The sequence below is a fragment of the Brevundimonas sp. LM2 genome (assembly GCF_002002865.1).
Taxonomy (GTDB): domain Bacteria; phylum Pseudomonadota; class Alphaproteobacteria; order Caulobacterales; family Caulobacteraceae; genus Brevundimonas.
Genome location: NZ_CP019508.1, coordinates 2,792,276 through 2,813,781, shown reverse-complemented (window position 1 = coordinate 2,813,781; position 21,506 = coordinate 2,792,276). Strand labels below are relative to the sequence as shown.

Genomic DNA, 21,506 nt, shown 5'->3' with positions numbered 1-21,506 from the left:
CCGGCACTTGGTCCCCGTTGACGCGCAGCGGGGAGGCATCGGCCACTACTGCCTACTGCCTACTGCCTCCAATCACGGGAGAACCAACATGGCGGCTCAACGCGGCAAGGATATCCTGCTGAAGATCGAGGGCGCGCCGGGCGTGTTCACGACGGTGGCGGGACTGAGGGCGCGGACGATCTCGCTGAACGCCCGGACGGTGGATGCGACCGATGCGGACTCGGCCGGGCGGTGGCGCGAGCTGCTGGGCGGGGCCGGGGTCAAGTCGGCGGCGGTGTCGGGGCAGGGCATCTTTCGCGATGCGGCCTCGGACGCGGCGATCCGCGAGGCCTTCTTCGATCAGGCGCTGAAGACCTGGCAGCTGATCGTGCCGGACTTCGGTGTGCTGCAGGGGGCGTTCCTGGTGGCGGCACTGGAATATGCCGGCGACCACGAGGGCGAGGCGACCTTCGCCATCAGCCTGGCCAGCGGCGGGGCGGTCGGGTTCAGCGCGCTGTAGCCAGCATGGCGGTGTTCCACCGCTCGGCGAAGGCATAGGCGCGGTCGGCGCGTTCGCGCTGGGCGTCGGTGGTGAAGCTGTCGCCGCCGGCGTCGATGACGCGGTAGCCGAGGCGGTCGGCGGCGACGGCGTCGGCCCCGGGGAAGACCAGCACGATGCCGATGAAGCCGATCAGGCGATGGTCGCCCCAGGCCGCGGCCTGGCGCGCGAGCGCGGGGGCCTCGGCGGGAAGTAGGTCGGCCAGGGCGTAGCCGTCCGGGCTGGATCCGCCGGTGTCGGGCGCCGGCGGGGTGGCGCAGGCGGCCAGGCTGAGGACGGCAAGGCAGGCGGTCAAGGTGCGGATCATGAGGGACAGGATGCCCGAGAACGGGATCGGTTGGAATGGCGCACGGGGCGAGGCGGTCGCCGTGCTGGCGGGAATCGAGCGGCGGCTGTGCCTGACCCTGGGGGCGCTGGCCGAGATCGAGACGGCGCTGGGGGTGTCGGGGGTCGAGGGGCTGGCGGCGCGGATGCGGAGCCTGTCGGCGCGGGACCTGACGGCGGTGCTGGCGGCCCTGCTGCGCGGCGGCGGCGAGGGGGCGCTGGCGGAGGGGCTGGACCGGTCGGCGGTGTCGCCGGTTGAGGCGGCAGAGGCGGTGGCGGCGGCGTTCGTGGCCGCGTCCGGTGACTGAGGCCACAGGCTGGGCGGCGATGCTGCGGACGGCGGTGTCGCTGGGGGTGTCGCCGGAGGGGTTCTGGCGGCTGTCGCTGAAGGAGTGGCGGATGCTGACGGCGCGGGGGCCGGAGGTCACGCCGATGGGGCGTGGCGAGGTCGAGGCGCTGATGCGGGCGTGGCCGGACTAGCATTTTTCTCCCTCCCCCTCGGGGGAGGGTCGTCATTGCGAAGCGATGACGGGGTGGGCAGGGCGCGCGATGCAGACACGGGTCTGTGGGGCCTGGCCTTGCCGCCCCCACCCGGCTTCGCTGCGCTCAGCCACCCTCCCCCGAGGGGGAGGGAGAAAGGGAATTGATGACCGACGAACCCTTGGACACCTTGCCCATGCGGGCGGCGGAGGCCGCCGTGGCGCTGGAGGCGTTGCGGGAGCCGGCGGAGCGGGCGGCGGCGAGCATCGAGGACGCCTTCGCGCGCGCGGGGGCCAGTCTGACCCAGTCGTTGGCGCGGGCGGCGGCGGACGGGGAGGTGTCTCTTTCGGAACTGGCGCGGGCGGTGCTGGGGGCGGCGGGGTCTGGTGTGGGCGGGTCCACCGGCTTGGGCGAGGCGATCGCCAGGGCGGTCTCGGGGGCAGTCTCGGGCGCGGCGGGGTTCGGCGGGGCGCGGGCGGATGGCGGCGGCGTGCGGGGCGGCGGGGCCTATCTGGTCGGCGAGCGCGGGCCCGAGGTATTTCGGCCGGCGGGGTCCGGGGCGATCGAGCCGGGCGGCGGCGGGGGCGTGACGGTCAATGTCAGCGTCGACGGCGGGGCTCCGGCCCTGCTGCGGTCCGAGGCGCAGATCGCCCAGATGCTGGCGCGTGCGACCGCGCTCGGCGCGCGAAGGCTTTGAAGGGAATGATCGATGAGCTTTCACGAAGTGCGTCCCCGCTTTCGCGGGGATGACAAGGGCGCGGATCGGGGGCGTCGATGAGCTTTCATGAGGTGCGCCTGCCCGCGCGGCTGGCGTTCGGGTCGACCGGTGGGGTCGAGCGGCGGACCGAGATCGTCACCCTGGCGTCCGGCCATGAGCGGCGAAACAGCCCGTGGGTCATGGGGCGCAGGCGCTATCTGATCGGGGCGAACCTGAGGTCGCTGGCCGACATGGCCGAGCTGACGGCCTTCTTCGAGGCGCGGCGGGGGCGGCTGTACGGGTTCCGGTTCCGGGACTTCGCCGACTTCGCCTCGTGTGCCCCGGGCGGGACGCCGGCGGCGACGGACCAGGACCTGGGGGTCGGGGACGGGGTGCGGGCGACGTTCGCCCTGGTGAAGGCCTATGGCGATCTGGAACGCCCGATCACCAAGCCGGTCGAGGGATCGGTGCGGGTGGCGGTCGGGGGCGTGGATCTGGCGGCCGGCGCGTTTGCTGTGGATGCGGCGACCGGGGCGGTAACGCTGGCGACGGCGCCTGCGGCGGGCGCGGCGGTGACCGCGGGCTTCCTGTTCGACACGCCGGTGCGGTTCGACGCGGACCGGCTGGAGATGACGCTGGAGAGCTTCGACGCGGGCCGGATGGCGGCGGTGCCGCTGATTGAAGTGAGGGCTTAGGGCTTAGGGAGTAGGGTCGAGGGTCGGCCGCGAGGCCACCGCTAAGCCCTAAGCCCCAAGACCTAAGCCCTCCAGAGGGCGGATCATGAGACACATTCCAGACGACCTGGCCGCCCGCATCGAGCGCGGGGCGGCGACGCTGTGTCATGCCTGGATCGTCACGCGGGCGGACGGGGGGCGGTTCGGGTTCACCGACCACGACCGGGATCTGACCGTGGACGGTGTGCTCTGTGTCGCCGGCAGCGGGTGGACGCAAGGGGCGATGGAGGGGGCGACAGGGCTGGCGGGCGGGACGCTGGCGGTCTCCGGCGTGCTCGAGGACGACCGGATCGCCGAGGACGATGTGGTGGCCGGGCTGTGGGACCGGGCGCGGGTGACGGTCTGGCGGGTGGACTGGATGCGGTCGGATCTGAAGGTGCGGCTGGGGGGCGGGACCCTGGCGCGGATCCGGCGTGAAGGGGCCGGGTTCATGGCGGAGGTCGAGGGCCCGCTGGCGGCGCTGGAGCGGGTGGTCGGGCGGACCTATGGGCGCGGCTGTGACGCCGTGCTGGGGGATGGACGGTGCCGGGGCGAGCCGATGGGTCGGACTTGCGACAAGCGGTGGGAAACCTGCGTCGGGGTGTTCGGCAACGGGATCAATTTCCAGGGTTTTCCGGGGATACCGGGGGACGACTTCCTGATGGCGCGGCCGGTGACCGGCGGGCGGCATGACGGGGGGGCGCGGTGAGGGGGGAGGCACGCTCGGTCGTCTCCCTCCCCCTCGGGGGCGCGGACCGATCGTATACGATCGGCTCCCCACAGGTCGCGAAGCGACCGGGCGAGGGCGGCCGGGCGATAGAGGGCAGGTCTGCGTCCGGGTTGCCGGGCCGGCCCCACCCGGTCTCCGCTGCGCTCCGACCACCCTCCCCGGACGGGGAGGGAGAAGCGGCGGTGGTGGTCGCTGCCGCCCGGGCCTGGCTGGGGACGCCTTATCGGCATCAGGCCAGCGTGCGGGGCGTGGGGGCGGACTGTCTGGGGCTGGTGCGGGGGGTGTGGCGCGAGGTCGTGGGCCAGGAGCCGGAGGGGCTGCCGGCCTATGCGCCGGACTGGGCCGAGGTCGGCGGCGAAGAGCGGCTGCTGACGGCGGCGGGGCGGTGGCTGGTCCAGAAGCCGGTGGCGCGGATGCAGCCGGGGGATGTGCTGCTGTTCCGCATGGCGGAGGGGGCGGTGGTCAAGCACTGCGCCATTCTGAGCGAGATGGGCCCGCCGGAGCCGAGGATCATCCACGCCTATTGGGGGCGGGCGGTGATCGAGAGCTGGATGGGGCCATGGTGGCAGAGGCGGCTGGTGGCGGCGTTCGGGTGGCCGGGGGCGTGAGGGGTGGATGAGGGGTGGCTGGTGACTGGTGACTGGTGACTGGTGACTGGTGGGGCGTGCGTGGGAATGACCGGTGTGGACGGTGACGACGGAATAGCCACCAGCCACCAGCCACCAGCCACCAAAACCCACCAACGAACTTTGGAGACCTAGATCATGGCGCAGGTGATCCTGAGCGGCGTCGGCGAGGCGATCGGGGGCGGGGTCGGGCAGGCGATCGGGGCGGCGCTGGGCAGCGCGGTGGATCGCAGTCTGGTGAACGCCCTGTCGCCGGCGCGGCAGGTCGGGCCCCGGCTGGAGACGCTGAAGCTGCAGTCGACGGCGGAAGGGTCGCCGATGGCCTGTGTGTTCGGGCGGGCGCGGGTGACGGGCCAGGTCATCTGGGCGGCGCGGTTCCGGGAGCGCAAGACCGGGGGCGGGGCGTCCAAGAGCGGACCCCGGACGGTCGACTACGGTTATTCGCTGAGCTTCGCCGTGGCCCTGTGCGAGGGGCCGATCGACGGCATCGGCCGAGTCTGGGCCGACGGTCAGCCGATGGATCAGGCGGGCGTGGCCATGCGGGTCTATCGCGGCACCGAGGATCAGACGCCGGATCCGCTGATCGAGGCGGTGGAGGGGGCGGCCCCGGCCTATCGCGGCACCGCCTATGTGGTGTTTGAGGATCTGGCGCTGGGGCCGTATGGCGATCGGCTGCCGCAGCTGTCTTTCGAGGTGTTCCGGCGGCCAGAGGCGGAGGGGCTGGAGGCGCGGCTGGAGGGGGTTTGTCTGATCCCCGGGGCGGGGGAGTTCGTGCTGGCGACCGAGCCGGTGATGCGGCGCGAGGGGCTGACAAGGACGGCGGCGGAGAATGTCCATCTGGGCGACGGGCGGACCGACCTGATCGCCTCGCTGGATCAGCTGGCGGCGCAGCTGCCGAACCTAAAACGGGTCAGTCTGGTGATCGGCTGGTTCGGGACCGACCTGAGGGCCGGCCACTGCGTCGTCCGGCCGGGGGTGGAGCGGCGCGACAAGCCGACGGAGCCCCTGACCTGGTCGGTGGCGGGGCTGGATCGAGGGAGCGCGCATCTGATTTCCGAGGTGGACGGGGCCTCCGCCTATGGGGGCACGCCGTCGGACGCGAGTGTGCGGCAGGCGGTGGCGGCGTTGAAGGCGCGGGGCTGGGCGGTGACCCTGTATCCCTTCGTCTTCATGGATGTGCCGGCGGACAATGCTTTGCCCGATCCTTACGGCGGGCTGCGGCAGGCGGCCTATCCCTGGCGGGGCCGGATCAAGGGCGCGGACGGGGCGGGGGCGGCGGCCGAGGTGGAGGCCCTGTTCGGGACGGCGGACGGCTGGGGGCTGAGGCGGCTGGCGCGCCACTATGCGGCCCTGGCGGCCGAGACCGGGTGCGACGGGCTGCTGATCGGGTCGGAGATGCGGGGACTGACCTGGACCCGCGACGCGGCGGGTGGCTATCCGGCGGTGGCGCGATATCGGACGCTGGCGGGCGAGTGCCGGGCGCTGGTCGGCCCGGACGTCACCCTGTCCTATGCGGCCGACTGGTCGGAATATGCGGGGCACCGGCCAAACGACGGGTCAGGGGATGTGATCTTTCATCTGGATCCGCTGTGGGCCGATGCGGCGATCGATTACGTGGGGATCGACTGGTATCCGCCGCTGGGGGACTGGCGCAGCGGTGCCGGCGGGGTGGATGGCGCGCGCTTCGCCGGGCCGGACGATGCAGCCTATCTGGCCGGTCAGGTCGCGGGCGGGGAGGGGTTCGCCTGGTTCTATGCCAGCGACGCCGACCGCGCGGCCCAGACGCGGACGCCAATCGTGGATACGGCGCATGGCGAGGACTGGGTGTTCCGGGCCAAGGACCTGAAGGGCTGGTGGGCAAACGCCCACCATGATCGGCCGGGCGGGGTGCGGGCGGCGACGCCGACGGCCTGGGCGCCGGGAATGAAGCCGATCCGGCTGACAGAGTTCGGCTGCGCGGCGGTCGACCGGGGCGGCAATGCGCCGAACCTGTTCCAGGACCCCAAGTCGAGCGAGAGCTTCCTGCCGCCCCATTCGACCGGGGCGCGGGACGATACGATGCAGCGGCGGGCGCTGGAGGCGGTGCTGGGGCATTTCGCGGTGGCGGAGCACAACCCGGTGTCGGCGGTCTATGGCGGGCCGATGCTGGAAGGGGCGGATGCGTGGTGCTGGGATGCGCGGCCCTATCCGGCGTTTCCGGGGCTGAGCGGCGTCTGGGCCGATGCCGGGGCGTGGCGGGCCGGGCACTGGCTGAACGGGCGGTTGGGCGGGGATGCGACGGGGCTGCTGGGAGCCATGCTGAGACGCGGGGGCCTGGCAGACGATGATGTCGAGATCGGGCAGCCGGTCGGGCGCGTCGCCGGCTATGTGATCGACCGGCCGATGCGGACGCGTGATGCGCTGGAGCCGCTGCTGGGGGCGTTCAACCTCGTGGCGGCCGAACGGGATGGGCGGGTGGCGCTGATTGCGGCCGAGGCGGCGGGCGTGGCGCTGACGCTGGACGGGCTGGCGCTCGGCGAGGCGGCGTCCGGGCCGCTGCGGGAGCGGGCGCTGGAGGCGCGGCCGGAGACGGCGCGGGTCCGCTTCATTGACGATGGGGCGGACTATCAGACCGGGGCTGTGGTCGTGCGCGCGGAGGCGGACGCGGGCGGGGGTGGAATCGATCTGGACCTGGCGGCGGTGTGCGGGGCGGGGCTGGCGCGGGCGCTGGCTGAGCGGACCCTGGCGACGGAGGGGGCGGATCAACTGACACTGCGGCTGGGGCCGCTGGAGTCGCTGCGGCTGGAGCCGGGAGATACGGTCACGGTCGAGGGCGAGGCCGGCGCGTGGCGGATCGGGCGAATCGCGCTGGACGAGGCTCCGACGGCGTCGCTGATCCGCCGGATCGACGTCGGCGCGCCGGAAGAAGACGGCCCGTCCCGCCCGGTGGGCGGGGTGGACCCGGTGGGTCGGCCGTTCGTGCGGGTGCTGGACCTGCCGGCGCTCCCAGGCGCCGAGGCCGAGACGCGGCCGATCGTGGCGGTGGCGGTCGATCCCTGGCGGCCGATGGCGATCCATGTCGGCGAGACGACGGGCGGGCTGACCCAGAGGGGGATCGTCGATACCCCCGCGACGGTCGGGCGCTTGGTCCAGCACCTTGGGGCGGGGCCAGTCGACCGGTGGGACGCGGTCAATACGGTGATGGTGGCGATGGAGGGCGCGGCCCCCGTTTCGGTCGATCCCGAGACGGCTCTGGGCGGCAGGACCCTGCTGGCGGTTGAGACGGCCGTGGGCTGGGAGCTGCTGTCCTTCGCCGAGGCGGCGGAAGTGACGCCGGGTCTGTGGCGGCTGAGGCGTCTGCTGCGCGGGCGTCAGGGCACCGAGTCGGAGGCGGCGGTCGGCGCGGCCGCCGGTGCGGTCGTGGTGGTCCTGGACGATCGCACGGCGCGTTTCGATCTGGGCCCGGCGGAGCGACACCTGGGACGCCTGGCGCGGGTGGGACCCGCTGGCTCGTCACCGGGCGGGGCCGGGTTCACGGAGGTTGGATTCCGGTTCGAGGGCGTCTTCGCGCGGCCGTGGAGCCCGACGGGGCTGAGCGCGGTGGCGGGCGAGGCGGGGATCACGCTGCGCTGGCTGCCGCGATCCCGCCTGGGCGGAGACGGCTGGGAGCTCGAGCCGGTCGAGGTCGATCCCCGCCGGTTCCGCGTCAGGATCCTGGACGGGATCGTCGAACGGCGCGTGTTCGAGGTCGAGGGCCTGGAGGGCGTCTATGCCGCAGCCGACGTGACGGCCGACTTTCCGGGCGGGCCGGGGGCGGGGGCGCGGGTCGCCGTGGCGCAATACGGGGCCGAATGGGGCTGGGGTCGGGAGGCGGTTCGCCCGCTGGCGGCCTGAAAAACATTGCGCCACGCGGTGCATGCCCTAACTGACAGGACAACGGCCCGGCTTGTTCAGCGCGGGGCCGACTGACCTGTTGATGGAGCGGCGAACGGCGTGGCGGGCGATCCCTATAAGGAACTGGGCGTGTCCCGTGGGGCGAACGCCGCCGACATCAAGGCGGCCTTCCGCAAGCTGGCCAAGGAACTGCATCCCGACAAGAACCCGGGCGACGCCAAGGCCGAGGAGCGGTTCAAGCGGGCTTCGGCGGCGTTCGACATCCTGAGCGATCCCGACAAGAAGGCTCAGTACGACGCGGGCCACATCGATGCCGACGGCCAGCAGAAATACGGCGGCGGCTATGGTGCCGGAACCCAGGGTGGCGGATCGACGGGCGGGTTCGGGGGCTTCGGCACCGGTGGCCCCGGCGGACGTGCGGCGTTCGACGATCTGGATCTGGAAGAGATCTTCGGCCGCTTCGGCGGGGCCGGCACGGCGCGGGGGCCCGGCCGGGGGATCGGTCGCGGGCAGGACGTGCGGGCGACTCTGGAGATCAGCCTGGAAGATGCCATCGGCGGAGCGACGCGGCGGATCCAGTTCTCGGACGGGCGGACGCTCGACGTCACCATCCCCAAGGGCGCGACGAGCGGCCAGGTGATCCGGCTGCGGGGCCAGGGCTCGCCCGGACGGACCGAAGCGGGCGACGCCCTGATCGAGCTGAAACTGGCGACCCACCCGATCTATAGGGTCGAGGGGGCGGATCTGATCATGGACCTGCCGATCTCGGTTCCCGACGCGGTCCTGGGCGGCAAGGTGGAGTGCCCGACGCCGGACGGGACCGTATCGGTGACGGTGCCCAAGGGGTCGAACTCGGGCCAGACCCTGCGTCTCAAAGGCCGGGGTGCCTTCGTCGGCGGCGCGCGGGGCGATCTGAAGGCGCGACTGATCGTGACCTTGCCCGAGACCGTCGATCCGATATTGCAGCGGATCGCGGAGGACTGGCGCTCGAGCCGGCCCTACAAGCCCGGGAAGAGCTGAAATGGACAAGCCGAGCGTCAAACCGGAGCGGCCGTGGTTCTCGGCCGGGCCGACGGCCAAGCGGCCGGGCTGGTCCTCGGAAGGCCTGCCGCAGGACCTGCTGGGGCGAGGCATCCGCGCGCCAGAGGTGGTGGAGCGGTTCGCCCATGGCCTGCGCCTGACCCAGGCCGTGCTGGAAGTGCCCGAGGACTGGGTGCTGGCCTATCTGCCCGGGTCGGACACCGGGGCGGTCGAGGCGGCGATGTGGAACATGCTCGGCCAGCGGCCGGTCCAGGTCATGGCGTTCGAGAATTTCGGCAAGCAGTGGGCGGTGGACGCGAGGGACCATCTGAAGCTGGAGGGTCTGGAGCTGCTGGAGGCGCCGTGGGGCGAGCTGCCGGACCTGGCGCGGGTCGATCCGGACAAGGATCTGGTGTTTCCGTGGAACGGGACGACGTCGGGCGTGCGGGTGCCCAATGCGGACTTCATCTCAAAGGACCGGACCGGGCTGGCGATCTGCGACGCGACCTCGGCCGCCTTCGCCATGCCGATCGATTTCTCGCGGCTGGATGTGGTGACCTTCAGCTTCCAGAAGGCGCTGGGGGGCGAGGCCGGGATCGGGGTGGCGGCGATGTCGCCGCGCGCGGTCGAGCGGCTGGACTCCTTCGTGCCGCCCCGGCCCGTGCCCAAGGTTTTGCGGCTGCGGGACGGCAAGGGGTTCGATCGGGCCCTGGCCACCGGGACGATGATCAACACCTTCTCGCTGTGGACGCTGGAGGACTGGATCGACGCCCTGGAGTGGGCGCAGTCGGTGGGCGGCCTGAGCGAGCTGATCCGGCGCACGGACGCCAATGCGGCGGCGCTGCAGGCCTGGGTCGAGCGGACCGACTGGATCGAAAGCCTGGCGGTCGATCCGGCGACGCGGTCGACGACCTCGGTCTGTCTGAAGATCGTCGATCCGCGCGTGACGGCGCTGGACGAGGCGGGGCGGCAGGGGTTCGTCAAGCGGATGAAGGGGCTGCTGGAGGCCGAGGGCGCGGCCTTCGACGTCGAGAGCCACCGCAATGCGCCGGCGGGCCTGCGGCTGTGGTGCGGCTGCACGGTCGAGACCGAGGACGTGGTGGCGGCGACGCCGTGGCTGGACTGGGCGTTTGGCGTGGCGGTCGGCGAGCTGTGACGCTTTAATCGTCCCGGTCGGGACGACATTCGTCCATTCCCCCGCTATAGCCCTCCCGCATTCAGCGGAGACGAAACTTTGGCGAACGTGGCGGTGGTCGGAGCCCAGTGGGGCGACGAGGGCAAGGGCAAGATCGTGGACTGGCTGTCCAACCGCGCCGACATGGTCGTGCGGTTCCAGGGCGGCCACAACGCGGGACATACGCTGGTCGTGGACGGCAAGGTCTACAAACTGGCCTTGCTGCCCAGCGGCGTGGTGCAGGGCAAGCCCTCGATCATCGGCAATGGCGTGGTCGTCGATCCCTGGCATCTGGTCGGCGAGATCGAGAAGATCGAGGCGCAGGGCGTTTCGATCAATCCGGATATCCTGACCATCGCCGACAATGCGTGTCTGATCCTGCCGATTCATCCTGCGCTGGACGTGGCGCGCGAAGCCGCCGCCAGCGCGCCGGGGGCCAAGATCGGCACGACCGGGCGGGGCATCGGCCCGGCCTATGAGGACAAGGTCGGGCGGCGCGCGATCCGGGTCTGCGACCTGGCGAACGCCGACGACCTGACCGTCAAGATCGAGCGGCTGCGGTCGCACCATGATCCGCTGCGCGCGGGCCTGGGGCTGGATCCGATCGATCCGGAGGCGCTGCTGGCGCAGCTGCTGGAGATCGCGCCCAAGATCCTGCCCTATGTGAAGCCGGCCTGGCGGGTGCTGGACCAGGCGCAGAAGGCCGGCAAGCGGGTGCTGTTCGAGGGTGCCCAGGGGGCCTTCCTGGACGTCGACCACGGCACCTATCCCTATGTCACGTCGTCGAACACGGTGGCCGGACAGGCGGCGGCGGGATCCGGCATCGGGCCGCGCGGGGTCGGCTATGTGCTCGGGATCGTCAAGGCCTATACCACCCGGGTCGGCGAGGGGCCCTTCGCCTGCGAGCTGAAGGACGAGATCGGGCAGCATCTGGCGACCGTAGGGCGCGAGGTCGGGGTCAACACCGGGCGGGCGCGGCGCTGCGGCTGGTTCGACGCCGTTCTGGTGCGCCAGTCGGTGGCCATCAACGGCATCGACGGCATCGCCCTGACCAAGCTCGACGTCCTGGACGGGCTGAAGACGCTGAAAATCTGCGTCGGTTATCGGGTCGGGGACGAGGTGCTGGACTATCTGCCGTCCAGCCTGAACGCCCAGGCGGCGGCCGAGCCGGTCTTCGAGGAGCTGGAGGGCTGGAGCGAGACGACGGCGGGCGCGCGCAGCTTCAAGGACCTGAATGCCAATGCGATCAAATACGTGCGCCGCATCGAGGAGCTGATCGGGGCACCGGTGGCCCTGCTGTCCACCAGCCCCGAACGCGACGACACCATCCTGATCCGGGATCCCTTCCTCGGCTGAGCCGAAGAATCCCGTTTCGGTTCAACGCGGCCTTAACCGGGTCTGGTCTAAGCAAGGGGTTCAGACTTCCCGGAGCCCCGCGTGTTCGCTGCCGATGCCAAGACCCTGAGCCGTATAGAGCCCGTCGTAAGACGGGTCCTGATCGCTGACCCCAACCAGGCGTCGGCGCGCCTTCTGCTCGACATCATGAAGAGCCTCGGCGCGCGCGAAGTGGTGACCGAGTCCGACGAGCACCGGGTCATGGAATATGCGCGCGAGATGGAGCCGGGCCTGATCTTCACCGAACGGGCCGGGCTGAAACTGGACGGCGAACAGTTGGCGCGCCGGATCCGTCGCTCCAACCTGGCCTGCCGCGGGGTGCCCATCATCATGATGACCGCGGACGCGACCGCCAGCTCCATCAAGGGCGCGAGAGACGCCGGTATCCACGAGTTCCTGCGCAAGCCGTTCACGACGGCCGACCTTTTCCGGCGGATCGAGAACGTGGCTCTGAAGCCGCGCGACTGGATCGAGGCAGTCGGCTATGTCGGTCCGGATCGGCGGCGCTTCAACTCGGGCGAATATGCCGGTCCGCAGAAGCGCACCGCCGACAAGCCGGCCACGCCGGCGGAGGCGGCTGTCGCCGTCAAGGATCAGGCGATGCGGATCCTGGCCTCATCGCTGGCTCAGTTCGACAAGGATCCCATGCAGGCCGTGCGGGCCATCAAACAGCAGGCCCAGACCCTGAAGGCCCTGGCGATGAAGACCTCGGACGCGCGTCTGGCGGTGGCGACCGCCGGACTGGAGGGTGTTCTGGCCCAGGGCGCACCCACGAAGGTCAGCCTGGACGCTCCGATCAACGCTCTGCTGGCCCTGGCCCCGCCCGAGCTCCTGGGGCGGACGGGATAGCCCTCCCAGCGCGGCGCCGTCAGGCGTCGACCAGGTTCCGCTCTTCGGCCGCGGCGCGCATGGCTTTCTGCAGCTTTTCGAACGCCCGCACCTCGATCTGACGGACGCGTTCGCGGCTGACGCCGTATTGGCCGGCCAGCTCTTCGAGCGTGACCGGGTCGTCCTTGAGGCGACGCTCGGTCAGGATGTGCTTCTCGCGCTCGGTCAGCTCGCCCATGGCTTCCTGCAGCAGGCCCATGCGCAGGGACTTCTCTTCTGAATCCGCCAGGGCGGTTTCCTGCGACACGGCCGTGTCATCCGACAGCCAGTCCTGCCACTCGCTCTCGCCGTCGACGCGCAGCGGCGCGTTCAGCGAGGCGTCGCCGCCGAGACGGCGGTTCATGTTCGTGACCTCCTCCTCGGACACGCCCAGCTTGGTCGCGATGGCCGAGAGGTGCTCGGGGTGCAGGTCGCCTTCCTCGAAGGCCGAGATCTGGCTCTTGGCCTTGCGCAGGTTGAAGAACAGCTTCTTCTGCGCCGCCGTGGTGCCCATCTTCACGAGCGACCAGCTGCGCAGGATGTATTCCTGGATCGAGGCGCGGATCCACCACATGGCGTAGGTCGCCAGGCGGAAGCCCTTGTCCGGATCGAATTTCTTGACGGCCTGCATCAGGCCGACGTTGCCCTCGGAGATGACCTCGCCGATCGGCAGGCCGTAGCCGCGATAGCCCATAGCGATCTTGGCCACGAGGCGCAGGTGGGACGTGACCAGGCGGTGCGCGCTCTCGGAGTCCTGATGCTCGGACCAGCGCTTGGCGAGCATGAACTCCTCGTCCTTGGTCAACATCGGAAACTTGCGGATTTCCGTCAGGTATCGCGACAGTCCCTGTTCAGGCGACATCACCGCGAGTGATTTCATTACAGCCATATTGGTCCCTCCGAACCTAGATAGAGCAGGCTCGACGCAGGCGGCCGCCGAACGCGCACCGTCTCCTCACCCCTCAACCGGACAAGTAGCGATGGGTTGCCGTCTTTGTCAGAGGCGGATCGTCACACAGATGCGTGACCGTGACCCCGGCGCCACTCGCACCGTTCTCGAGGATGTATAGCAGTCAGTGCGTAGTTAATCAATACGCACTATCGCCGAGGCGGGGCGGGGTTGCGGCCGAGGGGTCAGAGGTCGGCCAGCAAAGACGCCAGGCGGGCCATGTCGGGCGGCAGATCGGTCTCGAAGCGCAGGGCCTGGCCCGTCACCGGATGCACAAATCCCAGGACGGACGCATGCAGGGCCTGACGGATCAAGCCGGCTTCCGCGATGGCTTCGCGGACCGCGACGGCGGGGCTGCCGGAGCCATAGGTGGCGTCGCCCAGGATCGGGGCGCCTTTCGAGGCCATATGCACCCGGATCTGATGGGTGCGGCCGGTGTGCAGCGTGCAGGCGACGCGGGCGGCCAGGGGGGCGGCCCCGGACTTGGCCGGAACGGCGTAGCGGGCCTGGACGACATAGTCGGTGATGGCGGTGCGCCCGCCGGACTTCAGCACCGCCATCTTCTTGCGGTCGGACGACGACCGGCCGATCAGGGTCTCGATCCGCCCGATGGCCGGAGCGGGGGCCCCGCGCGTCAGGGCGGTATAGGTGCGCTCGATATCGTGGGCGGCGAACAGTTTGGACAGGCCGGCGTGGGCGCGATCGGACTTGGCGGCGACCATCACGCCGGAGGTGTCCTTGTCCAGGCGATGGACGATCCCCGGTCGGGCGACGCCGCCGATGCCGGACAGGGACGCGCCGCAGTGGTGCAGCAGGGCGTTGACCAGGGTGCCGTCGGGGGTGCCCGGGGCCGGGTGGGCGGCCATGCCTGCGGGCTTGTCGACGACGATCAGGTCGGCGTCCTCGAACAGGACGGCAAGGGGAATGGCCTGGGGCAGGGGCGTCGCTGAGGCCAGGGGGGGGATCAGGATGGCGTAGCTGCCGGCCTGGGCCTTGGCCGAGCCGCCGGTGAGCGGTCGGCCGTTCAGGCTGACGGCCCCCTCGGCGATCAGGGCCTGGAGCCGGGCGCGCGACAGGGTCGGCGCGGCGTCGGCCAGGGCCTTGTCCAGACGCGCGCCGGAAGCCTCGAGGACGATCTCGATGAGATCGCCCTCGTCGTCGATGTCTTCGACCGGAGACTCGATCGGCTCGATCAGGAGGCCGCTTTCAGCTCACGCCCGTAGACCGGATCGAGCGCACCCGAGGCATAGCGTTTGGCCATCTGGGCGGTGGACATCGGACGGATCTTGGACGCCTGACCCTCACAGCCGAACTGCTGGAAGCGTTCGGCGCAGAGTTTGCGCATGGCCTCCTTGGCGGGCTTCATCCAGTAACGGGGATCGAATTCGCCGGGCTTCTCGGCCAGAGCCTTCCGCACCGCGCCGGTCATGGCCATGCGGTTGTCGGTGTCGATGTTGACCTTGCGCACACCGTGCCGGATGCCGCGCTGGATCTCCTCGACCGGCACGCCCCAGGTCTGGGGCATCTGGCCGCCGTATTCGTTGATGATGTCCTGCAGGTCCTGCGGCACCGACGAGGAGCCGTGCATCACCAGGTGGGTGTCGGGCAGGCGGCGGTGGATCTCCTCGATGACGTTCATGGCCAGCACCTCGCCGTCCGGCTTGCGGGTGAACTTGTAGGCCCCGTGCGAGGTGCCCATGGCGATGGCCAGGGCATCGACCTTGGTGCGGCTGACGAAGTCGACGGCCTGGTCCGGATCGGTCAGCAGGTCGGCGTGGTCCAGCTTGCCCTCGAAGCCGTGGCCGTCCTCGGCCTCGCCCATGCCGGTTTCAAGGCTGCCCAGCACGCCCAGCTCGCCCTCGACCGAGACGCCGCAGCTGTGGGCCATCTCGACCACGCGGCGGGTGACGTCGACGTTGTAGTCGTAGTCGGCGGGGGTCTTGGCGTCTTCCTTCAGGCTGCCGTCCATCATCACCGAGGTGAAGCCGTACTGAATGGCGGTGGCGCAGGTCGCCGGGCCGTTGCCGTGGTCCTGGTGCATGCAGACCGGGATGTGCGGGTACAGCTCGGCCAAGGCGTCGATCAGCTTGGCCAGGACGATGTCGTTGGCGTAGCTGCGGGCCCCCCGGCTGGCCTGGATGATGACCGGGGCGTTGACCGCCTCGGCCGCCTCCATAATCGCCAGACCCTGCTCCATATTGTTGATGTTGTAGGCCGGCAGGCCGTAGTCGTTCTCGGCCGCGTGGTCGAGAAGCTGTCGCAGCGTGATGCGCGCCATGGGGTATCTCCTGAGCCCGATTGTTTAGCGGTGGTCTAGCGTCCGAGCTGCGCGAAGTCACGCAGTGTTACAGGACGAGGCCCCGGTCTCGGAGGTGGAAGCCTCTCCGCATCCGGCGAGAACCGCGAACAGCTGCGGCAACTGGATGGGTTTGGTCAGGACCCCGTCGGCACCGGCGGCCAGGTATTTACGCACATCGTCTTCAAAAGCATTGGCCGTCAGCATGTGGACCGGGGTTTCACCGGCCAGATTGCCCGCGCGGATGCGCGAGACCGCTTCGACCCCGTCCATGACCGGCATGTTGGCGTCCATCAGCACGAGGTCGAAGCGGGCGCGCTCCAGCGCTTCCAGCGCCTCTTGCCCGTTCTCCGCGAACGTCAATTCGACGCCGGCCGGGGCCAGCAAGACCGTCAGGACGCGCCGGTTGGCGGCGTTGTCCTCGGCCGCCAGGACCTTCAGGCCCGGTGCCAAGGGGAGGGACGGGGCCAAGGCGGTTGCGTCGTCCAGCGCCGTACCGACCGGACATTCGAACCAGAACCGGTTCCTTCCGTCGCGACACCGGTCACTTCCCATGTCCCCGGACAAAAGGCGCACGTTGCCGACGCAGATCGCCAGACCCAGGCCTGCGCCGCCTGCCGCGCGGCCGGCGGCGGTCTGTTCGAACGGCTGGAAGACGCGCTCGCGGTCCTCGTCGGCGAGGCCCGGTCCGCCGTCGATGACTTCAAGCCGCAACCGGTCGCCGACGCTGGACGCGCAGACCCTTACCTCGCCTCCCGCCGGGGTGAACTTGAGCGCATTCGAAATGAGATTGACCAGAGTCTGCTCGATCCGCCCCTCGTCGGAGCGCAGGCGTCGAAGCTCGAGGCCCGAGGTGTCGAGGGAGAGGGTCAGTCCCATTTCTACCGCTCGGGGGGTCCAGATCATGACCACGTCCAGAACCTTGGCCCCGATGTCGAACTCCGTCATCAGGGCGGTGGCCTGATCCGCCTCGATCTTGGACATGTCCAGCACGGCGTTGAGCAGCCGGAGCAACATGGCGCCCGAAGCCAGCACGCCGTCATTCAGTTCGTGCTGGGCGGGAGTGAGCGGCTCCCGCCGCAGGGCCTCGGCCAGGCCCAGCACCGCGTTCAGTGGGGTACGGACCTCGTGACTGGTGACCGCAAGGAAGGCCGATTTGGCGCGACTGGCGGCCTCGGCGGCGTCGCGTTCCACCTGCAGACGCTGGGCGTTGCGATAGCGTTCGACGACCCGGCCCAGCTGGATCCCGATCTGGCTCAGCGTGTCCAGGAGCTCAGCGTCCGGCGCGGCCGGCTGATGCTGGAAGAACTCGAGGACGGCCCCCACCTCGTCTCCGATCAGGGCGGGAAAGGCGAAGCCTGCTCTCAGGCCGCTGGCCTGGGCCGCCGCCGCACGGGGGAAGTTGACCTCGACTGTGACGTCCTCGAGCCACAGGGCCGCGCGGGACTCGAGCACACGGCCCGGCAGACCGACCCCCGATTCGAAGATGGTTTCGGCCGACGCGGCGCGGAAGGGCGCGTAGCGTTCGGGGTCGGCCCCAAACCAGATGCCCGATGAACTCAGGACGCGCCGCTCGCCGTCTGCGAAATTATACACATGTCCGGTCGGCCAGCCCGTGAACTCGCAGATGCGGGCCAGGGCCAGACGGAAGGCCTCTTCGGGTCGATCCGCCGAGTTCGCGGTCGTCGCGATGCTCTGCAGCAGTTCGAGGCGCTGTTGCTGCCGATAGAGGTTCAGGGTGCCCTGTTCGGCGATCGCCTCGGCCGCCGCACGGGCCTGACGCTCGCGCGCCAGTCGGCTCTCGAGCCGGGCGATGCGCGCGGCTGGGTCCTCCGGATCAGAAAAGGGGGCCGGCGCGGGAGTCACGCCGCCTGGGCCCGCCCGTCATCGACCTCTGCCGTCCACAGAATTTCGAAACGGCAATGCGCGTCCCCCTTGGTCTTGCAGGCGACATGACGAAATTCGACCCGCTCGCCGAACTGCGCCGCCGCGCCTTCCACAAAGCCCTGGGCGAGGGCGCACATGTTGCGGGACGACAGATAGTCCATCACCAGCCCGCCGTCCGAAGCGTCCCGCAAGCGGAAATGTGGACAGGCCGCGTCCGGGTACAGTTTGCGGACCTCGGAATGGATGATCGTATTGATGCCGGCGGTGAACGCCCGCGCCGATGACGGCCCGTCGAAGAAGGCGGGATAAAGCTCGTTCAGCACCGGAATGGCCTGCTGGCCGAACCACCGCAGAACCTGGTCGCGATCCAGCGAGAGGGCCTGCATCGCGGCGGCGACCAGTGCCTCGATCTCATCGTCCGGATAGTTGCCGAGCGAGGTGTAGGCGCCATGTACGCCGGACGTCTCGACCAGATGGTCCCAGGTGTCGGCCCCGAACGCCCGGGTCACCGTCTCTTCCAGGAGATTGAAAACCACGCCCTTCATCACGTCCCCCGCTGCTCGCGCGCACGTGTATCGACGTAATGCCAACAGCGTCTTAACGGGGTCGGTAAATCTGTGATGCGGCGCGGACGAGCGGGCGACGCGCCCCTCGTGTCAACCGACGTCCAGGGCCTCGACCCCCGGCAGGGGCTTGCCCTCCATCCACTCCAGGAAGGCGCCGCCGGCGGTGCTGACGAAGGTCATGTCGTCGACGACGCCCGCGTGATGCAGGGCCGAGACCGTGTCGCCGCCACCGCCGACCGCGACCAGGACCCCGGCCTTGGCGAGGGCCGCAGCATGATGCGCCACGGCGACCGTGGCGGTGTCGAAGGGCGGGACCTCGAACACGCCGAGCGGGCCGTTCCAGATCAGGGTCTTGGAGGCGGTCAGGGCCTCGACCAGACGGGCGACGGTGGCGGGGCCGGCGTCGAGGATCTTGTCGTCGGCCGACAGGGCTTCACCGGCCGTGACCGGCCGGCTGGCCGCGCCGGGCTTGACCTCGGTGGCGACGACGAAGTCGACGGGGAGCAGGATCTCGCAGCCTTTGGATTTCGCCTCGGCGATGATCTCCAGCGCGGTGTCGGCCATGTCGCGTTCGGCCAGGGAGCCGCCGATGTCGATCCCCTGGGCGAACAGGAAGGTGTTGGCCATGCCGCCGCCGATGGCCAGTCGGTCCAGCTTGCCGACCAGGTTCTTCAGCAGGTCCAGCTTGGTCGAGACCTTGGCCCCGCCGACGATGCCGATGACAGGCTTTTTCGGATTGCCGAGCGCCGCGTCGAGCGCGTCGAGCTCACGCCGCATGGACTCGCCGGCATAGGCGGGCAGGTGGTGGGCGATGCCCTCGGTCGAGGCGTGGGCGCGGTGGGCGGCGGAGAAGGCGTCGTTGACGTAGAGGTCGCCGAGGTCGGCCAGCTTCTGCGCGAAGACGGGGTCGTTGGCCTCCTCGGCGGCGTGGAAGCGGACGTTCTCAAGCAGGACGACTCCGCCGGCGTCGAGGTCGGCGATGGCGGCCACGGCATCGGGGCCGATGCAGTCGTCGGCGAAGCGGACGGGCGCGCCCAGCAGGTCGGACAGGGGCTGGACGACGGGGCGCAGGCTCATCGACGGCACGACCTGGCCCTTGGGTCGCTCGAAATGGGCCAGCAGGGCGACCTTGGCCCCGGCGTCGCGCAGCTTCTGGATGGTGGGAATGGCGACGCGCAGGCGGGTGTCGTCGGTGATCCGGCCATCCTCCATCGGGACGTTGAAGTCCACGCGGACGAGGGCGGTCTTGCCGACCAGAGAACCGGCGTCGTCTAGGGTGCGGAAGGTCAAATCGGTATCCAGCTCACGATGTGTGGGTGATGAAGGCGTAGGCGAAGAGCAGGTAGACGATGGGCGGAACTGCGAGTTGGATCGCTCCCAGAAACGATCGTCGCGTCCGGAATTGGGGCGATATCTTTTCCCGCTGCTGACGACACGTCGTGGCAATCCACCACGCTAGCGCGCCGACAACGAATCCACCCAATATGCATAGAGCAGCAACGGCAGGCCAGAAGACCGCTGTCCCGAGGCTTGGTCCGGTGTTCGAGGCAATCGTCACGACGGCGACAAACGTTGCAGCGGCGAGGGCTAGGGCCAGCAGACAAAGCAAAAGCAACGCTGCCAACTGAGTGGCAAAGACCAAACCTAGACCGAGAAACTCGCGGCGAACGGCGGTGTCGATTGCGCCGGCCATGTTTCCAACTCCGTTTCGTCGATCCGGCTTCGCGGTCCACCTCCCCATCGCCAAGCGGCGATGGGGAGGAGCGCGATCTACATCAGCTTCGCCATCACCATCGCGGTGTCGGCCATGCGCGTGGCGAAGCCCCATTCGTTGTCGTACCAGCTCAGCACGCGGGCCAGCTTGCCGTCGACGACCTGGGTCTGGGCCAGGGCGGCGGTGGAGGACGCCGCGATGTGGTTCAGGTCGCTGGAGACCAGGGGCTCGTCCGTGGTGAACAGGACGCCCTTCATCGGGCCGTCGGCGGCGGCCTGCAGGGCGGCGTTGATCTCCTCGACGGTGACCTCGCGGCCGGGCACGACCTTCAAGTCGATGACCGAGACGTTCGGCGTCGGGACGCGGATCGACGACCCGTCCAGCTTGCCCTTCAGCTCCGGCAGGACCAGGCCCAGGGCCTTGGCGGCGCCGGTCGAGGTCGGGATCATCGACAGGGCGGCGGCGCGGCCCCGGTACAGATCCTTGTGCATCGTATCCAGCGTCGGCTGGTCGCCGGTGTAGGAGTGGATCGTCGTCATATAGCCGCGCTCGATCCCGAACAGATCGTGCAGGACCTTGGCGACGGGGGCCAGGGCGTTGGTGGTGCAGCTGCCGTTGGAGACGATGATGTCGTCGGCGGTCAGGGTGTCGTGGTTGACCTTGTAGACGATGGTCTTGTCCGCGCCGTCGGCGGGGGCCGAGACCAGCACCCGCTTGGCGCCGGCCTTCAGGTGGGCCGAGGCCTTGTCCTTGGAAGTGAAGATCCCGGTGCATTCGAAGGCGATGTCGACCTTCAGCTCGGCGTGCGGCAGGTTGGCCGGGTCGCGCTCGGCCGTGACCTTGATCTTGCCCAGGCCCACGTCGATCCAGTCGTCGCCGTGCTCGATGGTGCCGGGGAAGCGGCCGTGGACGCTGTCGTATTTCAGCAGGTGGGCGTTGGTGGACACCGGCCCCAGGTCGTTGATCGCCACCACCTCGATGTCGCGGCGGCCGTGCTCGACGATGGAACGCAGCACAAGGCGGCCGATGCGGCCGAAGCCGTTGATGGCGACGCGGACAGTCATGATGGCTGATCTCCTGAAGCGGTGTTTTTCTGGTTGGCGCTTCAATGGAACCGAGAGCCGCAGGGATCAACCCCGCGTCTGTCACAAGCCGTGATCGAATGTGACGTGCGACCCGTCAGGTCTCCGCCGGTTGATAGGGACCGCCCGGCGCGCCCCAGGTCCATTGCGGCATCGGCGACGACGGCGGCAGAGCCACGCCGGGCTGTGAGTTGATCACCGCGAGACGCGAGCCCCACTCAAGATAGCCGACGAAGGCCGAACGGAACTCCGGGTCGTCGGCCAGACCGACGGCGTCGGCCGTGGTCAGCAGCAGGTCGAACCAGCGCCGGCGCTGGGTCTCGGTCAGATGGCGGTTCAGATGATGGCCGATCATCCGGACGTGGCCGTCCCCGGACGGATCGTAGAGGGTCGGGCCGCCCAGGATCTCGCCGATGAACTCCGCCACATGGGCCGGATGCTCCGGGTCCATATGGCCGAACACGGGGGCCAGGATCTCGTCCAAAGCCACCCGCCGGTAGAATTCGGTCGTAAGCCGCAGCAAGGCCTCGCGGCCGCCGAGCCAGTCGTACAGGGTTGGAACCTCGGTCACGCCA

22 protein-coding genes are annotated in these 21,506 nt (G+C 69.8%); 12 read left to right on the top strand and 10 right to left on the bottom strand.

Translation table 11 applies throughout. From position 1 onward, the window contains the following. Positions 1-88: 88 nt before the first annotated feature. Positions 89-499 (top strand): phage major tail protein, TP901-1 family, encoded by a 411-nt coding sequence (locus BZG35_RS13950; protein WP_077356410.1) that lies wholly within the window; start codon positions 89-91, stop codon positions 497-499. On the opposite strand, the gene BZG35_RS13945 is transcribed toward BZG35_RS13950, so the two are convergent. Next, a complete protein-coding gene (locus BZG35_RS13945; protein WP_150126047.1) occupies positions 486-833 on the bottom strand; it encodes a hypothetical protein in 348 nt (115 codons plus the stop codon). The two genes, BZG35_RS13950 and BZG35_RS13945, sit on opposite strands and share 14 nt — an antisense overlap. Before the next feature lie 22 nt (positions 834-855). Between BZG35_RS13945 and BZG35_RS13940 the strand changes: the two genes are divergently transcribed. The 11 genes from BZG35_RS13940 to BZG35_RS13890 all read left to right on the top strand — a co-directional run bounded on the left by BZG35_RS13940 (position 856) and on the right by BZG35_RS13890 (position 12,419). Beyond that, positions 856-1,170: a GTA-gp10 family protein gene (locus BZG35_RS13940; RefSeq protein WP_077356406.1), complete on the top strand. Its 315-nt coding sequence runs from the start codon at positions 856-858 to the stop codon at positions 1,168-1,170. Further along, positions 1,163-1,342, top strand: a complete 180-nt coding sequence (locus BZG35_RS13935; protein WP_371454800.1) for a phage tail assembly chaperone — start codon at positions 1,163-1,165, stop codon at positions 1,340-1,342. Before BZG35_RS13940 ends, BZG35_RS13935 begins: the two co-directional genes overlap by 8 nt. A gap of 166 nt (positions 1,343-1,508) precedes the next feature. Continuing rightward, on the top strand, positions 1,509-2,039 hold the full coding sequence (locus BZG35_RS13930; RefSeq protein ID WP_077356402.1) for a phage tail tape measure protein: 531 nt from the start codon (positions 1,509-1,511) through the stop codon (positions 2,037-2,039). A gap of 77 nt (positions 2,040-2,116) precedes the next feature. Beyond that, positions 2,117-2,734: a DUF2460 domain-containing protein gene (locus BZG35_RS13925; protein WP_077356400.1), complete on the top strand. Its 618-nt coding sequence runs from the start codon at positions 2,117-2,119 to the stop codon at positions 2,732-2,734. An 85-nt stretch (positions 2,735-2,819) separates the two neighbouring features. Then, complete coding sequence (locus BZG35_RS13920; RefSeq protein WP_077356398.1) at positions 2,820-3,461, top strand: DUF2163 domain-containing protein; 642 nt, start codon at positions 2,820-2,822, stop codon at positions 3,459-3,461. Positions 3,462-3,664: 203 nt separating this feature from the next. Further along, positions 3,665-4,090, top strand: a complete 426-nt coding sequence (locus tag BZG35_RS13915; RefSeq protein ID WP_150126046.1) for an NlpC/P60 family protein — start codon at positions 3,665-3,667, stop codon at positions 4,088-4,090. 156 nt (positions 4,091-4,246) lie between these two features. Then, positions 4,247-7,981 (top strand): glycoside hydrolase/phage tail family protein, encoded by a 3,735-nt coding sequence (locus BZG35_RS13910; protein WP_077356396.1) that lies wholly within the window; start codon positions 4,247-4,249, stop codon positions 7,979-7,981. A gap of 99 nt (positions 7,982-8,080) precedes the next feature. Continuing rightward, entirely contained in the window at positions 8,081-9,001 is a 921-nt protein-coding gene (locus BZG35_RS13905; protein ID WP_077356394.1) for a DnaJ C-terminal domain-containing protein, read from the top strand. A 1-nt stretch (position 9,002) separates the two neighbouring features. After that, positions 9,003-10,157 (top strand): phosphoserine transaminase, encoded by a 1,155-nt coding sequence (locus BZG35_RS13900; protein ID WP_077356392.1) that lies wholly within the window; start codon positions 9,003-9,005, stop codon positions 10,155-10,157. 78 nt (positions 10,158-10,235) lie between these two features. Further along, the gene (locus tag BZG35_RS13895; RefSeq protein WP_150126045.1) at positions 10,236-11,531 is read left to right on the top strand and encodes an adenylosuccinate synthase; all 1,296 of its coding nucleotides are present in this window, start codon (positions 10,236-10,238) and stop codon (positions 11,529-11,531) included. 81 nt (positions 11,532-11,612) lie between these two features. Next, positions 11,613-12,419, top strand: a complete 807-nt coding sequence (locus tag BZG35_RS13890; protein WP_077356390.1) for a PleD family two-component system response regulator — start codon at positions 11,613-11,615, stop codon at positions 12,417-12,419. Positions 12,420-12,438: 19 nt separating this feature from the next. On the opposite strand, the gene rpoH is transcribed toward BZG35_RS13890, so the two are convergent. The 9 genes from rpoH to BZG35_RS13845 all read right to left on the bottom strand — a co-directional run bounded on the left by rpoH (position 12,439) and on the right by BZG35_RS13845 (position 21,502). Continuing rightward, positions 12,439-13,326, bottom strand: a complete 888-nt coding sequence (gene rpoH, locus BZG35_RS13885) for an RNA polymerase sigma factor RpoH (protein WP_077356388.1) — start codon at positions 13,324-13,326, stop codon at positions 12,439-12,441. A 245-nt stretch (positions 13,327-13,571) separates the two neighbouring features. After that, positions 13,572-14,549 (bottom strand): RluA family pseudouridine synthase, encoded by a 978-nt coding sequence (locus tag BZG35_RS13880; RefSeq protein ID WP_253189354.1) that lies wholly within the window; start codon positions 14,547-14,549, stop codon positions 13,572-13,574. 29 nt (positions 14,550-14,578) lie between these two features. Then, positions 14,579-15,664: a class II fructose-bisphosphate aldolase gene (gene fba, locus BZG35_RS13875; protein ID WP_077356384.1), complete on the bottom strand. Its 1,086-nt coding sequence runs from the start codon at positions 15,662-15,664 to the stop codon at positions 14,579-14,581. 57 nt (positions 15,665-15,721) lie between these two features. Next, entirely contained in the window at positions 15,722-17,548 is a 1,827-nt protein-coding gene (locus tag BZG35_RS13870) for a response regulator (protein WP_077356382.1), read from the bottom strand. Next, the gene (locus BZG35_RS13865) at positions 17,545-18,114 is read right to left on the bottom strand and encodes a heme NO-binding domain-containing protein (protein WP_077356377.1); all 570 of its coding nucleotides are present in this window, start codon (positions 18,112-18,114) and stop codon (positions 17,545-17,547) included. The genes BZG35_RS13870 and BZG35_RS13865 overlap by 4 nt, the downstream gene beginning before the upstream one ends. Positions 18,115-18,225: 111 nt before the next feature. Further along, a complete protein-coding gene (pgk, locus tag BZG35_RS13860; protein WP_077356375.1) occupies positions 18,226-19,425 on the bottom strand; it encodes a phosphoglycerate kinase in 1,200 nt (399 codons plus the stop codon). A 13-nt stretch (positions 19,426-19,438) separates the two neighbouring features. Further along, on the bottom strand, positions 19,439-19,828 hold the full coding sequence (locus tag BZG35_RS13855; protein ID WP_077356373.1) for a hypothetical protein: 390 nt from the start codon (positions 19,826-19,828) through the stop codon (positions 19,439-19,441). 77 nt (positions 19,829-19,905) lie between these two features. Continuing rightward, on the bottom strand, positions 19,906-20,913 hold the full coding sequence (gene gap / locus BZG35_RS13850; protein ID WP_077356371.1) for a type I glyceraldehyde-3-phosphate dehydrogenase: 1,008 nt from the start codon (positions 20,911-20,913) through the stop codon (positions 19,906-19,908). A gap of 115 nt (positions 20,914-21,028) precedes the next feature. Continuing rightward, on the bottom strand, positions 21,029-21,502 hold the full coding sequence (locus BZG35_RS13845; protein WP_077356369.1) for a group II truncated hemoglobin: 474 nt from the start codon (positions 21,500-21,502) through the stop codon (positions 21,029-21,031). Positions 21,503-21,506 lie beyond the last annotated feature (4 nt).